The following is a 21,070-nucleotide window of genomic DNA, read 5'->3' on the forward strand; positions in this document are numbered from 1 at the left end:
CATGCCGGGGCGGGGTCAGGCGGTGGGCCACAGCGTGACGTGGATGGCGGGGCGGAAGCGGGAGGGGGTGATGCCGGTGCCGGGGGCGCCCATGATGCGGGTGGCGGCGGCGGTGTGGAGGAAGTGGAGGAAGACGTCGGTCGCGGGGGAGCGGAAGCCGGGGGGCAGGACGGTGGCGTACCAGGTGGCGTCCGCCGGGGTGGCCGGGGTGTCGAGGAGGCGCAGCTCGTCGCGCCGCAGGCGCGGGGTGACCAGGTGCGCCACCGCGGGCGCCACGCCCGCGCCCTCCGCGGCCGCGTCCCAGGCCGCGGTCTGGTGCGGGAAGACCCGGACGCGGGGTTCCGGCACCCGCAGCCTGCGCAGCAGGCGGCCCGTGTCGGCGCCGGGGTCGGTGCCGGAGGCGTCGACCAGCCACGTCCAGCGGGACGGCGGTCCCGCCGGCCGGGGTGCCCGGGGTCCGGTCACCGCGACCAGCAGGGCGCGGAAGACGGGCTCGCCGATCAGCCCCCCGCCGCGCACCGCACCCAGGTCAGGGCCGAGCGCCACGTCGGCCAGGCGGTGCTCCACCAGCGCCCGCATCTCGCTTGTCGTGGCGACGCCGAAGGACGTGTCGATGCGGCGGCCCGTCCGTTCGGCGAAGGCCTCCGTCAGTGACGGCAGCACGAACTCCGCGAGCGTGCCCGCGGCCACCACGCGCAGCTCGTCGGGCCCGCCCTGCGCCGCCCGCACCGCGGCCTCCGCGTCCGCGCTCAGCGCGACCATGCGCGAGGCGACGGGGAGCAGCCGCGCGCCCGCCGGGGTGAGCCGCATCCCGCCGCCCGGCGCGCGCCGGATCAAGGGGTCGCCGAAGTGCGCGCGCAGCGCGCCGAGCGACTGCGACACGGCGGACTCGCTCACGTTCAGCGTCCGCGCCGCGGCGGTGACCGAACCGAGCCGGGCCACCAGCACGAAGGTGCTGAGCTGCGTCACGGTCACCCTTCGATTTTCTCCCTTTCGCCCCGATAAGTGAAGCCTTATCGGCCCATTGCCCCGGCGCGGCGGCGAGGCGCAGCATCGCCGCACAGGGGGAACGCCCGGATCCAGGAGGGCGCCATGCAGGTTCCGGCCACGTTCCAGTACGCGCGGGCGACCGGCGTCGACCACGCCATCGAGCTGCTCATCCGGTACGGGCCCGAGGCCCGCGTGGTGGCGGGCGGGCACAGCCTGCTGCCGATGATGAAGCTGCGGCTCGCCCAGCCGGAGGCGCTGATCGACATCAACGGCCTCGACGAGCTGACCCGCATCCGGGTGGACGGCGGTGAGCTGGCCGTCGGCGCCATGGTCCGCCACGCCGACCTGCTGGCCTCGGCCGTGGTCGGCGAGCACTTCCCCGTCCTGCGTGACGCGGAGCGGATGATCGCCGACCCGCTCGTGCGCAACCGCGGCACGGTCGGCGGCTCGCTGTGCCAGGCCGATCCGTCCGAGGACCTGTCCGCCGCGTTCTGCGCGCTGCGCGCGACCCTGGTCGCCCAGGGGCCGGACGGCCGTCGGGCCGTGCCGGTGCGGGAGTTCTTCCTCGGCCCGTACGAGACCGTCCTCGGCGAGGCGGAGCTGCTGCTGGAGATCAGGGTGCCGATCCGCTCGCACGCCAGCGCCTACCGCAAGGTGGAGCGCCGAGCCGGTGACTGGGCGGTCGCCGCCGCGGCCGCGGTCCTGGAACTGTCGGCGGGCGTGGTCACCGAGGCGGGCATCGGGCTGACCGCCGTCGGTGCGCCCCGGTTCGTCGCCGAGGAGGCCGAGCGGTACCTGCGCGGGGGACCGCCGGGCGAGGAGCGGTTCACCGAGGCGGGCCGGATCGCGGGGGAGGAGTGCCGCCCCTCCGCCGACCAGCGCGGCCCCGTCGACTACAAGCGGCACCTCGCCGCCGAGCTCACCGTGCGGGCGCTGCGCGCCGCGGCCGCCCGCGCCCACGGGCAGGAGGCCTGACATGCAGATCACGGTCACCGTCAACGGCGAGCGGTACACCCGGGACGTCGAACCCCGGCTGCTGCTCGTGCACTTCCTCCGCGACGAGCTGGGCCTCACCGGCACCCACTGGGGCTGCGACACCTCCAACTGCGGGGTCTGCGCCGTCTGGCTGGACGGCGAGCCCGTCAAGTCCTGCACGGTGCTGGCGGTGATGGCCGACGGCCACGAGGTCCGCACCGTCGAGGGCCTGGCCGAGGGGGCGGAACTCGACCCCGTCCAGCAGGGGTTCGTCGCCTGCCACGGACTGCAGTGCGGCTTCTGCACCCCCGGCATGATGATGACCGCCCGCTGGCTGCTCGACCACGACCCCGACCCCTCCGAGGAGGACATCCGGGAGGCCATCTCCGGCCAGGTGTGCCGCTGCACCGGCTACGAGAACATCGTGCGCTCCATCCGCTGGGCCGCCGAGCGGGGCCGCACCGCGCGACCCGCCGAAGAGACGGCGCAGGAGGCTTCCGGCCGTGAGGAGGTGCGGACATGACCACCACCGGGGAGCGGCCGGTCGGCTTCGGGCGGATGACCCGCAAGGAGGACGCCCGCTTCGTCCGCGGCCACGGCACCTACGTCGACGACGTACGGTTGCCCGGCATGCTCCACGGCGCCGTCCTGCGCAGCCCGCTGGCGCACGCGCGGATCGTGTCCGTCGACACCTCCGCCGCCGAGGCGCACCCGAAGGTCAAGGCCGTGATCACCGGACGGACCCTGGCCGGGCTGGGACTCGCTTGGATGCCGACCCTTTCGTACGACACCCAGGCGGTGCTCGCCACCGACAAGGTGCGCTTCCAGGGGCAGGAGGTCGCCTTCGTCGTGGCCGAGGACCGCTACGCGGCCCGCGACGCCCTCGAGCTGATCGACGTCGAGTACGACCCGCTGCCGCCCGTCGTCGACGCCCGCCGGGCGCTCGACCCCGACGCGCCGCTGATCCGCGACGACAAGGAGGGCCAGACCGACAACCACGTCTTCGACTGGTCCGCGGGCGACAAGGAGCGCACCGACGAGGTGTTCGCCCGCGCCGACCTCGTCGTCACGCAGGACATGCTCTACCCCCGGGTGCACCCCGCCCCGCTGGAGACCTGCGGCACCGTCGCCGACATGGACGCCGTCACCGGCAAGCTCACCGTGTGGTCCACCACCCAGGCCCCGCACGCGCACCGCACCCTCTACGCCATGGTGTCCGGCATCCCCGAGCACAAGATCCGCATCATCTCCCCCGACATCGGCGGCGGCTTCGGCAACAAGGTCGGCATCTACCCCGGGTACGTGTGCGCGGTCGTCGGCTCCATCGTCACGGGCAAGCCGGTCAAGTGGGTGGAGGACCGCTCGGAGAACCTGATGAGCACCTCCTTCGCCCGCGACTACCACATGCACGGGGAGATGGCGGCGACCGCGGACGGGCGGATCCTGGGCCTGCGCGTGAAGGTCGTCGCCGACCACGGCGCCTTCAACGCCACCGCCCAGCCGACCCACTTCCCCGCCGGCTTCTTCGGCGTCTTCACCGGCTCGTACGACATCGAGGCGGCGCACTGCGAGGTCACCGGCGTCTACACCAACAAGGCGCCGGGCGGCGTCGCCTACGCCTGCTCCTTCCGCGTCACCGAGGCCGTCTACCTCGTGGAGCGCATGGTCGACGTGCTCGCCGCCGAACTCGGCACCGACCCCGCAGAACTGCGGATGCGCAACCTGCTGCGGCCCGAGCAGTTCCCGTACCGGAACAAGACCGGCTGGGAGTACGACTCCGGTGACTACCCGCGGGCCCTGCGGCTCGCGATGGACCTCGCGCACTACGACGACCTGCGCCGCGAGCAGGCCGAGCGGCGCGGGCGCGGCGAACTCATGGGCATCGGCGTCAGCTTCTTCACCGAGGCCGTCGGCGCGGGCCCGCGGCGGCACATGGACATCCTGGGCCTCGGCATGGCCGACGGCGCGGAACTGCGCGTCCACCCCACCGGCAAGGCGGTGCTGCGGATCTCCGTGCAGACACAAGGTCAGGGCCACGAGACGACGTTCGCGCAGATCGTCGCCGAGGAACTGGGCATCCCGCCCGAGGACGTCGAGGTGGTGCACGGCGACACCGACCAGACGCCCTTCGGGCTCGGCACCTACGGTTCCCGCTCCACCCCCGTGTCCGGCGCGGCCGCCGCGCTGGTCGCCCGCAAGGTCCGCGAACGGGCCCGGCTGGTCGCCTCGGCGATGCTCGAGGTGAGCCCGGACGACCTGGAGTGGACCAAGGGCCGCTGGTTCGTCACCGGCGACCCCGACCAGGGACGCACGATGGCCGAGATCGCGCTCGCCGCGCACTCCAGCCTCGAACTGCCCGAAGGCGTGGAGGGACACCTGGACGCGACCTGCGTCTACAACCCGCCCAACCTCACCTTCCCCTTCGGCGCCTACATCTGCGTCGCCGACGTCGACGCCGGCACCGGGCAGGTCAAGGTGCGGCGCTTCATCGCGGTGGACGACTGCGGCAACCGCATCAACCCCATGATCGTCGAGGGGCAGGTGCACGGCGGGCTCGCCGACGGGCTCGGCATGGCGCTCATGCAGGTGATCGCCTTCGACGAGGACGGCAACTGCCTCGGCGGGTCCTTCATGGACTACCTGCTGCCCACCTCCGTCGAATGCCCCTCCTGGGAGCTCGGCGAGACCGTCACCCCGTCGCCGCACCACCCGATCGGCGCCAAGGGCGTCGGCGAGTCCGCCACCGTGGGCTCACCCGCCGCCGTCGTCAACGCCGTCGTCGACGCCCTGCGACCGCTCGGGGTACGCCACATCGACATGCCCCTGACCCCGGCGGCGGTCTGGCGGGCCGCACGGGGACGGCCGCTCCGCAGCGACCTGGCGATCACCTGAGGCCCCCGATGACGAGCACGGAACTGCTCAACCGCGCGGACCAACTGCGGCACGGCCGCACCCCGTTCGTCCTCGCCACGGTCGTCCGCGCGCAGCGCCCCACCAGCGCCAAGCCCGGCGACAGCGCGCTGGTGCTGCCCGACGGCACCGTGGAGGGCTTCGTCGGCGGCGTCTGCGCCGAGTCGACCGTGCAACTGCAGGGGCTGCGCCTGCTGCAGACCGGGGAGTCGGTGCTGCTGCGGATCACCCCCGGCGGCGCGGAGGGCGCGGCCGAGCGCGGGGCGGACGGGGGCGGGGCGGACGGCGAGGGCCTGGTCACCGTCGCCAACCCGTGCCGGTCCGGCGGGACCCTCGACATCTTCCTGGAGGCCCATCTGCCGCCCCTGCTGGTGCACGTGCTCGGCCACGCGCCGATCGCCCGCGCCGTGCTCGACGTCGGCCGGGCCCTCGGCTACGACGCCAGGCCCGCGGAACCCGGGACCCCGCTGCCCGACGACCTGGACGCCGTCGTGATCGCCTCGCACGGCCGTGACGAGGAGGCCTCGCTGGCCGCGGCGGTGCGCGCGGGGGTCCCGTACGTCGGGCTCGTCGCCAGCCCCCGGCGCGGCGCCGCCGTCCTCGCCGGGCTCGGGCTGACACCGCAGGAGCGGGCCCGCGTCCACACCCCGGCGGGGCTGGACATCGGGGCCCGGACCCCGGCGGAGATCGCCGTGTCGGTGTACGCCGAGGTCATCGCGGTGCGACCGCGCCCCGCCGCCTGCCCTGGCGGCCACCCAGGCGCGGGCGAGCCCGCGGCGCCGGCGCGGCCCGTCGCGGAGGCCGTGGACCCGGTGTGCGGCATGACCGTCGCCGTCACCCCCGGCACCGTCGCGCTGACGGGGCAGGGCGGCGGCGCCGTCTACTTCTGCGGCCCCGGCTGCCGGCACGCCTACACCGACGACCCCACCCGCTACGCGCATGCCTCCTGACCCCGACGCCCTCGTCCCCGACGTCCCCGCCCTGCGCGCCCGGCTCGACGCCGCCGACTACCTCGCCGACGACGCGCTCGCCACGGCCCTGCTGCTGGCCGTCCGCATGCGCCAGCCGATCCTGCTCGAGGGCGAACCGGGCGTCGGCAAGACCGAGGCGGCCCGCGCCCTGGCCACCGTCCTCGACACCCCGCTGATCCGCCTCCAGTGCTACGAGGGGCTGTCCTCCGCGGAGGCGCTGTACGAGTGGAACTACCCGCGCCAGTTGCTCGCGATCCGGCTCGCCGAGTCCCGAGGCGAACCCCTGCGCGACGCCGACCTGTTCACCGAGGACTTCCTGATGCCGCGGCCCCTGCTCGCCGCGATCACCCATCCGGGGCCGCGGCCGGCGGTCCTGCTGATCGACGAGGTGGACCGCGCCGACGACGAGTTCGAGGCCTTCCTGCTGGAGCTGCTGGCCGACGCCGCCGTCACCGTCCCCGAACTCGGCACGCGCGCCGCCACGGTGCCGCCCGTGGCCGTCCTGACCTCCAACCGCACCCGTGACCTGCACGACGCGCTGAAGCGGCGCTGCCTCTACCACTGGATCGAGTACCCGGACACGGAGCGCGTCGCCGCCGTCATCCGGCGCCGCGTCCCCGGCGCGGGGGAGTGGCTGGCGTCCCGCGTGGCCGGCGCGGTGGACCGGCTGCGCGCCGACCACCGGCTCACCAAGCCGCCCGGCATCGCCGAGGCCGTCAACTGGGCGGCCGCGCTGCGTGCGCTGGGCCTCACCTCGTTCGACGCGGACGCGGCCGACCGCACCCTCGGCGCGGTCCTCAAGTACGCCGAGGACCTCGCCGCGGTCCGCGCCGAGGGTCTCGCGCACCTGGTGGACAGCGATGCGTGAGGCCGGAGGCGACACGAGTAATGCGAGGGTCGAGACGGCACCGGTACCAGGGCTGGCGGAGGTCGTGGCCGCGCTCTGCGAGGCCCTGCGGCGGGCGGGGATACCGGTGGGACCGGACAGGGCCGCGCGGTTCGCGCGGGCGGTGACCGTGCTGGCTCCGGTGACGACGCCGCAGTTGCGGCACTGCGCCCTGGCCACGCTGGTGGCGGACCCGGAGCAGATCCCGGTGTTCGACGCCGTGTTCCGGATGGTGTTCGGCGCTGAGGGTCCCGGGAACGCGGTCGCACGGGGGCAGCGGGGCGACCCGCCGCGGTCGTCCGCCGGGGCCGGACGTGCCGCCCCACGGCGTGGTGCCGGGCGGCCCGCGGAGGACACCCCGGGGCGGGCGCGCGAGGTCGAGGCACCGACCACGGCCAGCCCCGCCGACCGGCTCGCCACCCGGGACTTCGCGGAGCTGACCGAGGACGAGCTCGCCCTCCTGGCACGGGCGATGCGCGCGATCGTGCTCAACACCCCGCTCCGCCCGTCCCGCAGGCGCCGGCCCGCCCGCCACGGAGACCGCATCGACCTGCGCCGCACCCTCGCCGCCGGGCGCCGCACGGGCGGGTACCCGCTGCGGCTGCGCCGCTTCGTGCCGCGGCCCCGCCGCCGCGGCCTGGTCGTCCTCTGCGACATCTCGGGGTCGATGGAGCCGTACGCCCGGGCGATGCTGCAGTTGCTCTACTGCGCGTCGCGCGGCGCGCGGGCGGAGGTCTTCACGTTCGCCACCCGGCTCACCCGGCTGACCCCCGTCCTGCGGCGGCCCGGCCTGCCCTCCGACGCGCTGGCGCGCGCCGGGCGTACGGCACCGGACTGGTCGGGGGGCACGCGGATCGCCGCGTGCCTGGGGGAGTTCAACGAACGGTACGGACGCCGTGGCATGGCCCGCGGTGCCGTCGTGGTGATCGTCTCGGACGGCTGGGACACCGGCGACCCCGCCGTCCTTGCCCGGCACATGGCGGCGCTCGCCCGGGTGGCCTTCCGGGTCGTGTGGGCCAACCCTCGTACCGCCAGCCCCCGTTACCGTCCGCTCGTGGGTGGGATGGCCGCGGCGCTGCCGTACTGCGACGCCGTGGTGAGCGCCCATGACCTGGCGGCCCTGGGCGACTTCGCCGCCGCGCTGTCCGCGCCGGGGCGTCGTCGCGGCGCGGGGCAGGCGTGACGCGGGGCTTCGCACGGGTGCCGGTGCCGGTGCCGGTGTCGGTGCCGGGCGGTGGGTCTCAACCGCCCAGCACCTTGGCCTCCTTCTCCGGGGCGAGGCCCACGGTGGGCCGGTCGGGGCGCTGGGGTGCGGTGCCGCCCAGCGAGCGCAGCCACTCCCAGGTGTCGGCGACGGTCTCGGTGACGGGGCGGCAGCGCAGTCCGGTGGCGATGGCGCGGGAGACGTCGGCGGTGTGGAGCGTGTCGTAGAGCTCGCCCGGGGGGAGCCAGACCGGCAGTTCGGTCCAGGGCTCGATGCCCGCGGCCAGCACCGTCTCCGGGTCCGTCCAGCGCAGTTCGGCGTCGGAGCCGGTCACCGCGGCACAGGCGGCCAGGAGTTCGCCGGTGGTGGTGTGCCCGGGCTGGCTGACGAGGTTGTAGGCGCCGCCGAGGCCGGATTCCGCGGCGTCCAGGACCCATGCGGCGAGGTCGCGGGCGTCGACGTACTGCAGGGGGAGGTCGCGGGGGCCGGGGGCGAGGACGGGGCCGCCGCGGGCGATGCGGGTGAGCCACCAGGGGAGGCGGCCGATGTTCTCGTAGGGGCCGAGGATGAGGCCGGCGCGGGCCAGCAGGGCGTGGTCGCCGAAGGACTCGGTCGCGGCGAGTTCGCCGCCGCGCTTGGCGCGGGCGTAGTCGACGTCGGGTCCGTCGCCGGGGGAGGCGTCCACGACGGGTCCTTCCTCGTCGAGTCCGGCGGGGGCGGGGTAGGTGTAGACGGAGCGGCTGGAGACGTAGGCGTACGTCCGGGCGCGGCCGGCCAGGAGGCGGGCGGTGGCCCGTACGGCGGCCGGTGCGCCGGACCAGGTGTCGACGACTGCGTCCCACTCGCCGTGTGCGAGGGCGGCGAGGCCGCCTTCGGTGCCGCGTTCCCCGAGCAGCACGGTGGCGCCGGGCGGTGCTTGGTGCCGGCCGCGGTGGAACACCGTGACCTCCCAGCCGCGCTCGAGCGCGTCCTCGACGACGGCGCGTCCCACGAATTCGGTTCCACCCAGGGTCAGCAGCTTCATACCGGCCACTGTGCCCCGCGGTGCGGCCGGACGTCAGCGATCACGCTGTGGGCGCAATCGTGCGGCGAGGGCGGTGATCATGAGGTCGACGGTGGTGTCGAAGGAGCTGCCGGCCATCAGGTGCAGGTGGCCGCGGGCGGCGGAGAGTGCGGGGTAGGCCTGTGGGTCGACCGTCGCGGAGCGGTACTCCTGGGTCCAGGCGCGCCGGTCGGCCTCGCGCTGGGCGCGCGGCAGTGCGAGGTGGGCGGCGTCGAGGGCGGCGTGGCCGAGGACGGTGTCGATGAACGCCAGGTAGAGGGGGACGGCGCTGTCGGGTGCAAAGCCCGCCCGCAGCAGGATGCCGATGCCGGCCTCCACGGCGCGGAACTCGTGTTCGCGGCGGGTGATCCGGTACGAGGCCATGGCGGCGGCGCGCGGGTGCGCGAGGTATCCGTCGCGGACCCGGACGGCCATGTCGCGCAGGGAGGCCTGCCAGTCGTCGCCGGGGGTGAAGCCGTCCATGGCGTCGCCGATGATGCGGTCGGCGACGGCGAGCAGCAGGTCGTCGGTGTTGTGGAAGTAGCGGTAGACCGCGCTGGGGTCGCAGCCGAGCGCCGCGCCGAGGCGGCGGACGCTCAGTGCCTCGGGGCCGTGTTCGCCGATGAGGCGCAGGGCGGTGTCGACGATGAGCGGGGCGGACAGCAGGACGCCTGAGCGGGTGGGGCGGCGGCGCTTGCGTTCCCGGGGGACGCGGTCGCCGGTGGCGGCGGTCATGGTCGGGCCCTTCTGTCGGCGTCGCGCACAGTGAAGGGGCCCGGCCGCCTTATGTCAACACCATTGACGGTAGGTGAACGCGGGCTGTTTCATCACAACCCCGCGCGGCTCCTCCCCGTCCGTCCTCCCTCAGAGGAGCCACAGATGCCGACCACCGGACCCGCCTCCGCCTCCCGACCCGCCAGATCCCCCGCCCAGTTGCGCCGTTCGCTGGGTGTCGTCGACAGCGTCGCCATCACCGCCTCCAGCACCGCGGCCACCACCAGCATCGGCGTCGGCATGGGCGCGCTCGCCGTGCGACGCTCTCCCTACTTCGCCACCGGCCGCGGCACGGACGCGGACGCCCTGACCCTGCCGGTGGACCGTACGACCGTCTGACGCACTGCCCGAAGCCCGAAGCCCTGCGACCCCTGCCCCTGGAGCGCACGCCATGTCCCACCCGCACGCCGACCTCGTCCTCACCGGCGGCCCGGTGCACACCGTCGACCCCGTCCTCGGCCGGGCCACCTCGGTGGCGGTGCGCGACGGCCGCATCGCCGCCGTCGGCCACGACGAGGTGAGGGAGCTGATCGGGCCCGGCACCGAGGTCGTGGACCTGGCCGGGAAGATGCTGCTGCCCGGTTTCCAGGACGCCCACGTCCACCCGCTCGGCGCCGGCATCGAGCTGGGCCAGTGCCATCTCGCGGAGGCCCACGAGGCGCAGGAGTACCTGCGGCTCGTCCGCGCGTACGCCGACGGGCATCCCGGCGCCGAGTGGATCACCGGCGGTGGCTGGTCGCTGGACGCCTTCCCCGGCGGCACCCCCACCGCCGCGCTCCTGGACGGCGTCGTCGCCGACCGTCCGGTTTTCCTGCCCAACCGGGACCACCACGGGGCCTGGGTCAACTCCCGCGCCCTGGAACTCGCCGGGATCACCCGGGACACCCCCGACCCCGCGGACGGCCGCATCGAGCGCGACGCCGGCGGCAACCCCACCGGGATGCTCCAGGAGGGCGCCCTCCACCTCGTCGGCCGGCTCCTGCCGCCGGTCACCCCGGGCGAGCGGACCGCCGCGCTGCTGCGTGCCCAGCGCGTGCTGCACTCCCTGGGTGTCACCGCCTGGCAGGACGCCATCGTCGGCGACTACGCGAACATGACCGACCCGGTGTCCGCCTACCACGCCCTGATCGCCGACGGGCTGCTCACCGCGCGCGTCGTCGGTGCCCTGTGGTGGGACCGGGCGCGCGGCGCCGAGCAGATCCCCGAACTCGTCGAACGGCGGACCGCCGTGAGCCGGGGCCGCTTCCGTGCCACCAGCGTCAAGATCATGCAGGACGGCATCGCGGAGAACGGGACGGCGGCGCTGCTCGGCCCCTACCTCACCGCCTGCGGTTGCGCCTCCGCCAACAGCGGCATCAGCTTCGTGGACCCCGCGGCGCTGGCGAAGCACGTCACCGAACTGGACGCGCTCGGCTTCCAGGTGCACTTCCACGCCCTCGGCGACCGGGCCGTCCGTGAGGCGCTGGACGCGGTGGCGGCGGCCCGTTCGGCCAACGGCTTCCGTGACACCCGGCACCACCTCGCCCATCTGCAGGTCGTCCACCCGGACGACGTCGCCCGCTTCCGCGCGCTGGGCGCCGCCGCGAACGTCCAGCCGCTGTGGGCCGCCCACGAGCCGCAGATGGACGAGCTCACCCTGCCGTTCCTCGGCCCCGAACGGGCCGCCTGGCAGTACCCGTTCGGTGATCTGCTCCGCTCCGGCGCGACGCTCGCCGCCGGCAGCGACTGGCCGGTCAGCAGCCCCGACCCGTTCCAGGCCCTGCACGTCGCGGTCAACCGCCGCACCCCGGACGCCCCGGACGGCACCCCCGTCTTCCTGCCGGAGCAGCGCGTCGACCTGGCCGCGGCCATCGCCGCGTACACCGCGGGGAGCGCGTACGTGAACCACCTCGACGACACCGGCACGGTCACCCCGGGCAAGCTCGCCGACCTCGTCGTCCTCGACCGCGACCCCTTCGCCGGGCCGCCCGCGGAGATCACCGCGACGCGGGTGCTGCAGACCTTCGTGGGCGGCGAGCGGGTCTACGCGGCGCAGGACGCGTAGGCGCCCTGCGCCGCGTCAGTCCTCTTCGGGGTGGTCGGGGCGGATGGCGATGTGGTCGGGTTCGAGTTCGAGCATGACGCGGTTGCGGATGTCGAGGGCGTGGGTGTAGTCGCGGGGGAGTTGGAGGCGGCCGGAGCGGTCGACGGTGGCGTATTCGCTGGCGTGGACGGTGGTGCGGCCTTCGTCGTCGACGCTGGTGCGGCGGACGACTTCGGAGGCGGTGCGGCCGTCGCGGATGGCGACGGTGCGGTCGACGGCGGTGGCCACGGCCTGGTCGTGGGTGACGACGACGATGGTCGTGCCGAGTTCCTTGTTCGCCGTGCGGAAGGAGTTGAAGACCTGTTCGCCGGTGGCGGAGTCCAGTTGCCCGGTGGGTTCGTCGGCGAGTACCAGGGAGGGGTGGTTGGCCAGGGCGACGGCGATCGCGGTGCGCTGCTGTTCGCCGCCGGACATCTGCTGGGGCCGGCGGTCGGCGCAGTAGCCGACGCCCATCAGGTCCAGCAGTTCGGTGGCGCGGTCGGTGCGCGCTTTGCGGCCTTTGACGCGGCCGGACAGCCGCATGGGCAGGACGACGTTTTGCAGGGCGGTCAGGTAGGGCAGGAGGTTGCGTGAGGTCTGCTGCCAGACAAAGCCGACGACCTCGCGCTGGTAGCGCAGGCGGTCGCCGGCGTCGAGGGCGAGCAGGTCGAAGCCGGCGACCGAGGCGGCGCCCGCGGTGGGGGTGTCCAGCCCGGCCAGGATGTTCAGCAGGGTGGACTTGCCGCTGCCCGAGGCGCCGACCAGGGCCATCAGTTCGCCCTGCTGCACCAGCAGGTCCAGTCCCTGCAGGGCCTGGACCTCCACGCCCTGGGCGGTGAAGATCCGCACCAGCCGGTCGCAGACGATCAGCGCGTCATGCCCGTAGGCGGGCTGCTCCCGGCTCTCGGTGACGCGTCGTTCCAGGTCCGCCAGTGTGACGTTGTCGCGCTCGGCGGTGCCGGACGTGTTCTGAGTCATGATCGTTCCCCCATCCGGAGTTCGGTTCCTTCTCCCCGTCGCCCGGTCAGCCAGGCCTGGACGGCCAGCACCACACAGGCCAGCAGCACCAGCCCTGCGGCGGGCAGCAGCAGCGACGCCGCGTCGGTGCGCAGCACCGCCCCCGACAGGTCCGTGGCGGGCGTGCGGACCGTGAAGGCCAGTGCCACCAGGTCCACGCCCGGACGCACCAGCGGCACCGTGGCCACGCTCACCAGGACACCGCCGAGGGCTCCCAGCAGGACCTGCGGCAGCATCTCCAGCACCGCCAGCCACTGCCGCTGACGACCGGTCATGCCCATCGTCCGCAGCCGGGCCAGCAGCGCCTTGCGCTGCGGAGCGTTGTGCAGCAGCGACAGCAGCAACGCCAGCACGCTGTAGCCGGCGCCCGCGGCGACGGCGGCGAGGTACACGTGCCGTGCGCCCGACTGCAGGGCCGAGGTCGTGCCGTAGGAGGCGCGTTGTTCGGTGCGCAGCGTGACCTGCGCCTTGGGCGCGGTCTTGGCGACGACGGCGCGCAGCGCCTTCGCGTCGATGCCGGTGCCCGTCGCATACAGCGTCGACGGCCCGTGTGCCGGCTCTTTCGTCCCGGGCGCGACCTTCGCCAGGGCGGCCCGCGACACGATGACGAACTCGTGGTTGGGGGCGGCCGGGGTGGCGTCCTGCGTGGCCACGATGTGCACCATGACCCGCCCGACCGAGGACCTGACGGTCTCCGGGTCACCGACGCCGTTGCCGAACTTCCGTGCGAGCGCCGGGGAGGCGATGCCGGGAATGGGCTCCTTCGCGCCTGAGTCGAGCTTGCCGGCGGGGAAGGAGGAGCCCAGGCCGGTGGCCGCCACGAGCCGGGCGTACGGCTCCGGGTCGACGACCAGCAGGTCGAACCGGTCCCTGTAGTTGATCAGTTTCTGCCCGGATTCGATCCGGACGCCGGTGACTTCCCGCACCCCTGTGACCTTGCGGACCTGGGCGTCGATTCCCTGCGGCAGGGCGCCGTAGCTCTGCACGCGGGCGTCCGCGCCGACCGCCGTCACCGCGGCGTGGTCGCGTCCCGACTCCACGCCCGCGAGCACCGATCCGCCGAAGGAGGTGATGGTGAGGGCCACCAGCACGGCCAGCAGTGGCAGCGCGGTGGTGGAGGGGGCGCGTCCGGCGCGGGCCAGGCCCAGGTGCAGCACGGCTCCGTTGAGCCGTGCGAAGGGCCGCGCCAGCAGCCGTACCGGCCAGGGGTACAGCCGCAGCAGCACCAGCGCGGCGACCATCGCGAGCAGCACCGGGGCCGCGGCGGTCAGCACGTCCGCACCGCCGTCGGCCGTGCCGCGCTGCCGCAGTGCGACCACGGCGCCGGCGACGACGACCAGCATCGCCAGTTCGGCCACCGTGCGGCGCCGCGACGGCCGTGCCGCGACGAGGTCCTCACGCTGCTCGGGGCGCGGCCGGCGAGCCGTCGCAGCCGCCCGCAGCGGCAGGCTGACCGTGGCCAGGACCGCCACGGCGGTGGCCGACCACACGGCGAGCGCGGCACGTTCGGCCGGCAGCAGGAGCAGCGCCACGGCCAGACCCGCCGCCGCGGACGGCACCGCCACCACCGCGCCCTCCGCCAGCAGCCGGCCGGTGAGCGCGCCCATGCTGATGCCACGGGCCCGCAGCAAGGTGAACTCGGCCCTGCGCCGGGCCGCCGACAGGCCCGCCGCCATCAGCAGCACGACGGCGCCGACGGTACCCACACCCACAGCGGCGACCAGGACCAGCGGCTGCGCAGCCGTACGCTCCGCGACGAAGGGGCCCAGAAGTTCGCCCAGCCCCTGCTCCTCGACGTGGAGACCGCGCTGCCGGGTCTGCAACTGCGCCGCGGCAGGGCCCGCCGTCAGCGCGGACAGCCGGTCGCGCAGCGCGGGGACGTCCTGCGCGGTGAGAGCGTCGACGTCCGCGGGGTGGTGCCAGTAGGCCAGCGCGCCGTCCTGCAGACTCAGCAGGGCCTTGGTGGCGTTCTGGTCGATGAGCGCGGCGAAGTGCCAGTAGCGGAAGGGATCGTCGCCCGGGCTGGGCAGCGAGCGCAGGCTGGGCCTGCGCAGGTCGGACTCCGCGTTCCACCAGACGGCGCCAGGTGAGCGCGGCGTGACGATACCGGTGACCCGGACGGTCACGACGGATCCGACCGCGTCCTGGAGGTGGAAGGCCGAACCGGTGCGCAGTTTGGTCACCTTGGCGGTGCGGTCGGTGATCACCGCTTCGACGCTGTGGGCGTCGGCGCCGGGCCGGGGCAGACGCCCCTCGAGGAGCCGGGTGTTCGCCGCCAGGTCGGGCTGCGCCACCAGGGTGCTCTTCGGGGGGAGCGGGTCCACCGCGGGGAACCGGGGCAGTCCGGGGTCGGTGGCGACCGTTTCCACGGAACGCACGCCGTACACGGTCCGGTCCGCGTCCAGCGCCAGCGGAGGCCGCACGAGACGCTGGAACTGCGCCTCCGTCGCCTTCAGCGACCGCGGGGTGAGCAGCGCCTCGGGGCCGAAGGGGACGGACAGCTGGGAGACCTGGAGCGACATCGTGACGCTGCGGTTCGGTGTCGAGGCGTGTGACACGGTGTCACGCAGCGCGGTGTCCTCGTAGCCCTCGACGGCCCGCGGCAGCGCGGCCGCCAGGAACGCCGTGACGAACACCAGCGCGGCGAGTGCCAGCGTCCCGCCGGGGGCGGCGCGCAGCCGGGCGCGGATCCAGGAGACGTCACCGCTGCGCGGGGAACGGGGCTCGGCCACGTCATTCACCTCCTTGGCGCCGCAGCGCCTGGGCCGGGTCGGCGGACCGCCACGCCGTCAGCATGACGCCGAGCAGGGGCAGCACGGTGACGGTGATCAGCAGCACGGCCAGCGGGCCGGACGGCAGTTCCACCCGGACCTCGGGGACCGGGCTCTGCGCGCGGGCCGTCAGGACGATCAGGGGGACGACCTGCCGGGTCAGCAGTCCGCCGAGTACGGCGCCGACGCCCACCGCGACCAGGACCAGCAGGCCCTGTTCGGCGGCGATCACCCGGGCGAGCCAGCGGCGCGGGGTGCCCAGCGCCCGTAGCATCGCGAATTCCTGGGAGCGTTCGCGCAGCGCTCCGGCCGCCGCGACGACGTAGCCGAGCGCGGCCAGCACCGCTGCGGTCACCACGGCGGCGGGCAGCGCGGACACCGGCCCGGCGCCGAGCGGATCGCGTTGCAGCTCGGCCCGCTGCTCGTCGCGCACCAGGAGCGAGGTGATGTCGCCGCGGGCCCGCAGCACCGAAGCGACGCGGGCGGTCGCGCCGGGCTCGGCCGCCAGCCACCACTCGCCGGGTGCCAGGGAGCCCTGGTCGGTCCCGTTCAACAGGGTGTTGACGGAGCGCAGGTCCAGCAGCAGCGCCCCGCCGTCGGTGCCGTCGGTCCTGGGCACGACGGTGGGCAGGGCGCGCACGGCGGCGGAGACGCGGACCGGCACGGTCGCGCCGGCCAGCTGGATCCGCACCGGGTCGCCCACCTTCGCGCCGACCGCCCGCAGGAAGGAGTCGGTGGCGACCCCTGTCAGCGCGGCCGGAGCCTTCGGTCCCGAGGTCACGATCACGGTCGCCTGGTCGAAGCCGCTCGGCACGTACCCCTCGAGGAGCATCTGACCGGTGTCGTACTCGACGGTCAGCGGTGTGCCCCCGCCGGAGCGCGGACTGCCGGCCCGCGTGGAGACGAAGCCGCGATCGGGGTCCTCGGTGAAGTCCCGGTTGCCCATGAGGGCGTGGGCCTGCCAGGCGGAGCGGGCCGGTACGGGTACGGCATGCGTGGCGCCGCCGGCGGCCACCGCCTGCAGGGCTGTGACGGACAGGCGGTGGTGTTCGGACGACCGGGGCACGGAGAAGCCGGCCTTGATCCCGGTCAGGCGCAGCGGCCCGGCCGGGCCGGTGCCGACGGCCCGGCCCGCCTCGGCGCCGAAGTCCGCCTCCAGGACGTGGGGTCGGTCGTCGGCGGGGACCTCGCCCAGGGCGATGGAGTAGGGGACGCCGTAGCGGTCGGTGAAGGTCGCCGACAGCCGGTCGCCGATCTCGCTCGTCCTCGCGCGGCCGCGGGCGTCCCGGGCCTGCAGGCGGACGGTCAGACGGAGCCGTGCCGCATCGTCCGGCAGCGTGAACCCGGCGCCCCGCGAGGCGGCGCCCTCCGTGGGACGCAGGGAGCGCAGCAGGTCCGGGAACGGCCGGTCGGTGAGGTCGTCGCGCAAACCGGTCACCCGGGAGGCCACGGTGGTGTCCAGCGCCAGCACCGTCGCCTCGCGGTTCCTGGGCAGCGGCACCGTGCTGCGGCTCGCCGGGGTCACCGCGGCGATCCCGGGTATGTGGTCGTAGACGCCGCCCTGTCCGAAGGGCTGCGTGGAGGTACCGGCGACGCGGACGTCAGCGCCCGCCATGAAGTCGGCCTGGTCGCGCTGGGACCGCTCCCAGCTCGCGTTCTCGCCGATCGCGAACATGCTGATCGACACCGCGAGGACCAGCAGCAGGGCCGGGCCGGCGCCGCGGCCGCTCCGCCGGGCCAGCTGCCAGCCGGCCAGCGCGGTCGGCAGGCCGCGGGAACCGGCCGCCAGCCGCTCCCCGAGACGGGCGGCCGGCGGCAGCAGACGCAGCGCGAGCACCGCGCCCGCCAGCAGGCAGATCGCGGGGGCCACGATGAGCACCGGATCGAGTCCGAGCTTCCCCGCGGTGTCGGTGGACAGCGCGCCCGTCCCGCCCTCGCGCCGGGACAGCTGCCAGTAGCCCAGTCCCGCCACGAGCAGTAGCGCGAGGTCGGTGCCCGCCTGCACGGCACCCGGCAGTGCGCCCTTGCGGGTCCGTGCCTGCCGCTCGATGGAGTAGGTGCCCGTGCGGCGCAGCGCCGGCGAGGCCACGGCGACGCCGCAGGCGAGCGCGGCCAGCACGCCGGCCCACCAGGCCGTGGAGGACGGTACGTCCAGGTGCACGTCTGCCCGCGCCAGGGCCCCGTGCCCGGCGAGCAGCCGCACCAGCGGACCGGCCAACAGCGGTGCCAGCACGGCGGCGGGCAGCGCCAGCAGCAGTGCCTCGGCGGAGGCCAGGCCCGCGATGCGGGACCGGGAGCCACCGCGGGCCCGCAGCTGGGCGGTCTCCTCGGAGCGCTCGCTGGCGAGCAGGCCGGCGACGAGCATCAGCGCCAGGCCCGCGAGGACGATCAGCTGCAACGCGCTGATGAGCAGCGTCGAACGGCTCACCAGCAGATTGCGGCTCAGGTCGGCCGCCAGGGCGGGCAGCTCGCTGCTCGCCGTCGTCTTCCCGTCCAGCTGCTTGTCGTCCAACTGCCCCACCGTGCGCCGGACGTCCTGACCGACGCTGTCGAGCCGGCCGGCGGTCATGGCCGAGAAGTCGGCCCCCGCGGTCCACTGGACCTCGGTCGCAGGCACCGCGCCCGAAGCAAAAGCCCGGGGATCGGTGAGCATCGGTCCGTAGGTGGTGAACGACAGCGTCCGCACGCCGCGCCCGGCCATCGGGTCCAGCCGCCAGTACAGCGCGGACGGATCCGTGGGGCGGTACAGGCCGGTCAGCCGTACGCGCAGCGGCGGCCCGTTCCGCCGGTCGGCGAGCGTGATCACGTCCCCCGGCGTCACGCCGAGGGCCTTCGCGGCCGTGTCGGGCAGCGCGACCGGCACCGGGCCTTCGGCCTGCGGCGCGTCGGGGAAGGTCCCCTCGACCATGGTCACCCGGGACCGGTCGAACGTGGCGAGCAGCGTGAGGTCCGGATTGTCCGAGCGCGGCGCGTCCGCCGGGCGCGAGTCCTGCGGCAGTCCGTACGCACCGGAGCGGGTGCTGGACGAGACCCGCACCGGCAGCCCGTCGTAGGCCCCCGCGAGGGTCTTGCGCACGCGGGAGTCCAGCCGCCCGGCGTCCTGCTCGGCCACCTCCGACGTCACGTCGATCTGTGTCCTGGCGGCCGACGGTCCCTGCAGCGCGCGCCGCAGCCCCGCGTCCCCGACCGCGCCGCTGAACGCGGCCAGCGCGGCCACGGCGCAGGTGGTCAGGACGACGGACAACAATGCGGCGGCGAGTAGCAGCCGGTGCGCGCGCAGGCGCAGCAAGACGAAGCCCGGCACCATGCCCCCCGTTCTCGATGCCCGTAACAGTGTGTTGCGAGTGGACGACCAGGTCACCGCCGAGCGGTGAGGAGTGACACAGACTACGCCCATGTCATGACGTGATCGCACACGTGTCCCCACCGTCACGCTGCGGTGAGGTCGGGAACGGGCGAACGGATACGATCATCGCATCCGCGATGCCGTGCTCGTTACCACCGTGTGAACAGTGGTACGAGAGAGCCCCTTATGCTGGCGGGCATGAGCGAGGGACTGCTGGAACGGCGTGAGGGCCCGGCGGGCGGCGGGGCGGCCTCCGAGGCGATGGTCGTGGTCGAGGACCTGGTGCGCACCTTCGGCACCGGGGACACCGCGGTGCACGCCCTGGGCGGGGTGTCCTTCTCCGTGGCCCGCGGGCAGCTGGTCGCGCTCAAGGGCCGCTCCGGTTCGGGCAAGACGACCCTGCTGAACATCATCGGCGGCCTGGACCGCGCCGACGCCGGCCGCGTCACCGTCGACGGCACCGTCCTGAACGGCCTGGGCGAACGCGACCTGCTCGCCCTGCGCCGCGACCGCATGGGCTTCGTCTTCCAGTCCTTCGGCCTGCTGCCCATCCTCACCGCCGCCGAGAACGTCGGCGTCCCCCTGCGCCTGCGCAACACCCCCCGCCGCGAACGCGAAGAACGCGTCGCCCTCCTGCTCTCCCTCGTCGGCCTGCAGGGCCACGCCGGCCAGCGCCCCGGCGAGATGTCCGGCGGCCAGCAGCAACGCGTCGCCATCGCCCGCGCCCTCGCCAACCGCCCCGCCCTGATCATCGCCGACGAACCCACCGGCCAGCTCGACGCCGACACCGGCCGCGCCGTCATGGAACTCCTGCGCGCCGTCGTCCACAGCGAAGGCGTCACCGCCCTCGTCGCCACCCACGACCCCCAGCTCCTCGCCCTCGCCGACCGCGTCCTCGAACTCCGCGACGGCCACATCACCCCCACCGACTGACCCACGGCTTCCGCGGGGCGGCGCGCGTCCGCCGCCGGCCGGCGCGGTGCAGCGCCAGGCCGGACCAGCCGGCCAGGACGAGTCCCACCGCGGTGAACCCCGACCAGAACAGCAGGGGACCGTGCCCGACGTCACGGCGGGCGACGACCCGCTCGGGACGGTCGGCCCGGTAGACGATGGGGAGCCGGTCCCCGTGGTTCACCTGGCGGCGGTTGGTGCCCGGCGGCAGCGGGTGGGTCACCTCGGCGCCCGCCACGGTGAAGGTCACCCACAGCCGGCCGTCGCCGGAGGCGTCGCGTGCCTCGCGGACCGTGCCCACCGTGTGCACGCCGTAGCGCACGGCCAGGGTGTCCCTTGCCGTCGCGGTCAGCAGCCAGACGCCCGCCGCGAGGAACACCACGCCGGCCAGCAGGAGCGCCAGGGGATGCGCGGAGCCCTCGACCGAGCCCCGCCCTTCCGATCGCCGGCCGCCTCGCATCGGTTCGTGCTGTGCGTCCCGTGCCCCCATGGAAGCAATTTACGGGAACCACCAGGCCCTGCGGGAGACCGAGTTGGGGGTGCGCGGCGGCCTCCGGCACGTCCCGGACGACGACCTCGTCGCCGTCGGTGCGGACCCGCGCTTGCCCTGCCTGCCGCACGAGGTCGTGCCGGATGCCCGGCCGGCCACCTGGTGCCCGGTGACATGCCGCGTGGTTCACCCGTGCCGCGGGGCCGCCCGCCGCCCGTACCGCCAGCGGCCGACTGCGTGCGCTGCGTCCGTTCCGTTCCGTCGTGTCCCGGGCCCTGCCACCCCGGCACCCGGCGCCGCTCACCGTGCCCACCGGGACGTCCGGTACGCGGATCTCCCCGTCCGCGGCCGACGCACCCCGTAGGCTGGCGCGTGCAGCTGGTTCGCCCCGTCCGCCAGGCGGGATGCGTCGCAAGAGGGAACCCGGTGGGAATCCGGGACTGCCCCGCAGCGGTGAGCGGGAACGACCGCCGTCATACGCACTGGGCGCGCAAGCGTCCGGGAAGCGACGGCCAGTAGGTGTCTGCCCGGCAGACGTGCCCGTGAGTCCGAAGACCTGCCACTGCCCGTGCCCCGCGGTGGGGCGCGGTTCCACCGGGACCTCGTGGGCGGGTCGGCGGCGGCCTTCGTGTGCCGTGCCGGCGTCCCGTGCCGGGGTCCGTGCGAACTCGCGAAGGAGAG

General features: G+C 74.7%; 16 protein-coding genes and 1 riboswitch. Of the genes, 9 read left to right on the top strand and 7 right to left on the bottom strand.

Annotated features, from left to right (window positions below; genetic code table 11):
* Nucleotides 1-15: 15 nt before the first annotated feature.
* Nucleotides 16-975: a LysR family transcriptional regulator gene (locus AC1VWI_RS36480; protein ID WP_499515290.1), complete on the bottom strand. Its 960-nt coding sequence runs from the start codon at nucleotides 973-975 to the stop codon at nucleotides 16-18.
* Between the two features lie 117 nt (nucleotides 976-1,092).
* Here AC1VWI_RS36480 and AC1VWI_RS36485 point away from each other — a divergent pair, with 117 nt between their 5' ends.
* The 6 genes from AC1VWI_RS36485 to AC1VWI_RS36510 are packed head-to-tail and all read left to right on the top strand — an operon-like array spanning nucleotide 1,093 to nucleotide 7,915.
* Entirely contained in the window at nucleotides 1,093-1,965 is an 873-nt protein-coding gene (locus tag AC1VWI_RS36485) for an FAD binding domain-containing protein (protein WP_499515291.1), read from the top strand.
* 1 nt (nucleotide 1,966) lies between these two features.
* Complete coding sequence (locus AC1VWI_RS36490; protein ID WP_499515292.1) at nucleotides 1,967-2,488, top strand: (2Fe-2S)-binding protein; 522 nt, start codon at nucleotides 1,967-1,969, stop codon at nucleotides 2,486-2,488.
* The gene (locus AC1VWI_RS36495) at nucleotides 2,485-4,857 is read left to right on the top strand and encodes an aerobic carbon-monoxide dehydrogenase large subunit (RefSeq protein ID WP_499515293.1); all 2,373 of its coding nucleotides are present in this window, start codon (nucleotides 2,485-2,487) and stop codon (nucleotides 4,855-4,857) included. Before AC1VWI_RS36490 ends, AC1VWI_RS36495 begins: the two co-directional genes overlap by 4 nt.
* Before the next feature lie 8 nt (nucleotides 4,858-4,865).
* Nucleotides 4,866-5,825 (top strand): XdhC family protein, encoded by a 960-nt coding sequence (locus AC1VWI_RS36500; RefSeq protein WP_499515294.1) that lies wholly within the window; start codon nucleotides 4,866-4,868, stop codon nucleotides 5,823-5,825.
* Nucleotides 5,815-6,714: an AAA family ATPase gene (locus tag AC1VWI_RS36505; RefSeq protein WP_499515295.1), complete on the top strand. Its 900-nt coding sequence runs from the start codon at nucleotides 5,815-5,817 to the stop codon at nucleotides 6,712-6,714. Before AC1VWI_RS36500 ends, AC1VWI_RS36505 begins: the two co-directional genes overlap by 11 nt.
* Nucleotides 6,707-7,915 carry a vWA domain-containing protein gene (locus tag AC1VWI_RS36510; protein ID WP_499515296.1) on the top strand — a complete coding sequence of 403 codons (1,209 nt, stop codon included), beginning with the start codon at nucleotides 6,707-6,709 and terminating at the stop codon, nucleotides 7,913-7,915. The genes AC1VWI_RS36505 and AC1VWI_RS36510 overlap by 8 nt, the downstream gene beginning before the upstream one ends.
* A 58-nt stretch (nucleotides 7,916-7,973) precedes the next feature.
* Here the strand turns inward: AC1VWI_RS36510 and AC1VWI_RS36515 are convergent, their stop codons facing one another.
* Together AC1VWI_RS36515 and AC1VWI_RS36520 are read right to left on the bottom strand one after the other, a co-directional pair.
* Nucleotides 7,974-8,960, bottom strand: coding sequence for an NAD-dependent epimerase/dehydratase family protein (locus AC1VWI_RS36515; protein WP_499515297.1), 987 nt, complete (start codon nucleotides 8,958-8,960; stop codon nucleotides 7,974-7,976).
* Nucleotides 8,961-8,993: 33 nt separating this feature from the next.
* The gene (locus AC1VWI_RS36520; RefSeq protein ID WP_499515298.1) at nucleotides 8,994-9,713 is read right to left on the bottom strand and encodes a TetR/AcrR family transcriptional regulator; all 720 of its coding nucleotides are present in this window, start codon (nucleotides 9,711-9,713) and stop codon (nucleotides 8,994-8,996) included.
* A 144-nt stretch (nucleotides 9,714-9,857) separates the two neighbouring features.
* Between AC1VWI_RS36520 and AC1VWI_RS36525 the strand changes: the two genes are divergently transcribed.
* Entirely contained in the window at nucleotides 9,858-10,091 is a 234-nt protein-coding gene (locus AC1VWI_RS36525) for a hypothetical protein (RefSeq protein WP_499517074.1), read from the top strand.
* A gap of 52 nt (nucleotides 10,092-10,143) precedes the next feature.
* Complete coding sequence (locus tag AC1VWI_RS36530; RefSeq protein WP_499515299.1) at nucleotides 10,144-11,796, top strand: amidohydrolase; 1,653 nt, start codon at nucleotides 10,144-10,146, stop codon at nucleotides 11,794-11,796.
* Between the two features lie 15 nt (nucleotides 11,797-11,811).
* On the opposite strand, the gene AC1VWI_RS36535 is transcribed toward AC1VWI_RS36530, so the two are convergent.
* The 3 genes from AC1VWI_RS36535 to AC1VWI_RS36545 are packed head-to-tail and all read right to left on the bottom strand — an operon-like array spanning nucleotide 11,812 to nucleotide 18,909.
* The gene (locus AC1VWI_RS36535) at nucleotides 11,812-12,792 is read right to left on the bottom strand and encodes an ABC transporter ATP-binding protein (protein ID WP_499515300.1); all 981 of its coding nucleotides are present in this window, start codon (nucleotides 12,790-12,792) and stop codon (nucleotides 11,812-11,814) included.
* Complete coding sequence (locus AC1VWI_RS36540) at nucleotides 12,789-15,563, bottom strand: ABC transporter permease family protein (RefSeq protein ID WP_499515301.1); 2,775 nt, start codon at nucleotides 15,561-15,563, stop codon at nucleotides 12,789-12,791. The genes AC1VWI_RS36535 and AC1VWI_RS36540 overlap by 4 nt, the downstream gene beginning before the upstream one ends.
* Before the next feature lies 1 nt (nucleotide 15,564).
* Nucleotides 15,565-18,909 carry an FtsX-like permease family protein gene (locus tag AC1VWI_RS36545; protein WP_499515302.1) on the bottom strand — a complete coding sequence of 1,115 codons (3,345 nt, stop codon included), beginning with the start codon at nucleotides 18,907-18,909 and terminating at the stop codon, nucleotides 15,565-15,567.
* 237 nt (nucleotides 18,910-19,146) lie between these two features.
* On the opposite strand from AC1VWI_RS36545, the gene AC1VWI_RS36550 reads away from it, so the two are divergent.
* Nucleotides 19,147-19,881, top strand: a complete 735-nt coding sequence (locus tag AC1VWI_RS36550) for an ABC transporter ATP-binding protein (protein ID WP_499515303.1) — start codon at nucleotides 19,147-19,149, stop codon at nucleotides 19,879-19,881.
* Here AC1VWI_RS36550 and AC1VWI_RS36555 read toward each other — a convergent pair.
* Nucleotides 19,865-20,389 carry a hypothetical protein gene (locus AC1VWI_RS36555; protein WP_499515304.1) on the bottom strand — a complete coding sequence of 175 codons (525 nt, stop codon included), beginning with the start codon at nucleotides 20,387-20,389 and terminating at the stop codon, nucleotides 19,865-19,867. The two genes, AC1VWI_RS36550 and AC1VWI_RS36555, sit on opposite strands and share 17 nt — an antisense overlap.
* Nucleotides 20,390-20,750: 361 nt before the next feature.
* Nucleotides 20,751-20,967: riboswitch (cobalamin riboswitch) on the top strand.
* Nucleotides 20,968-21,070: the final 103 nt, after the last annotated feature.

The sequence above is a fragment of the Streptomyces sp. TOM-9 genome (assembly GCF_056858595.1).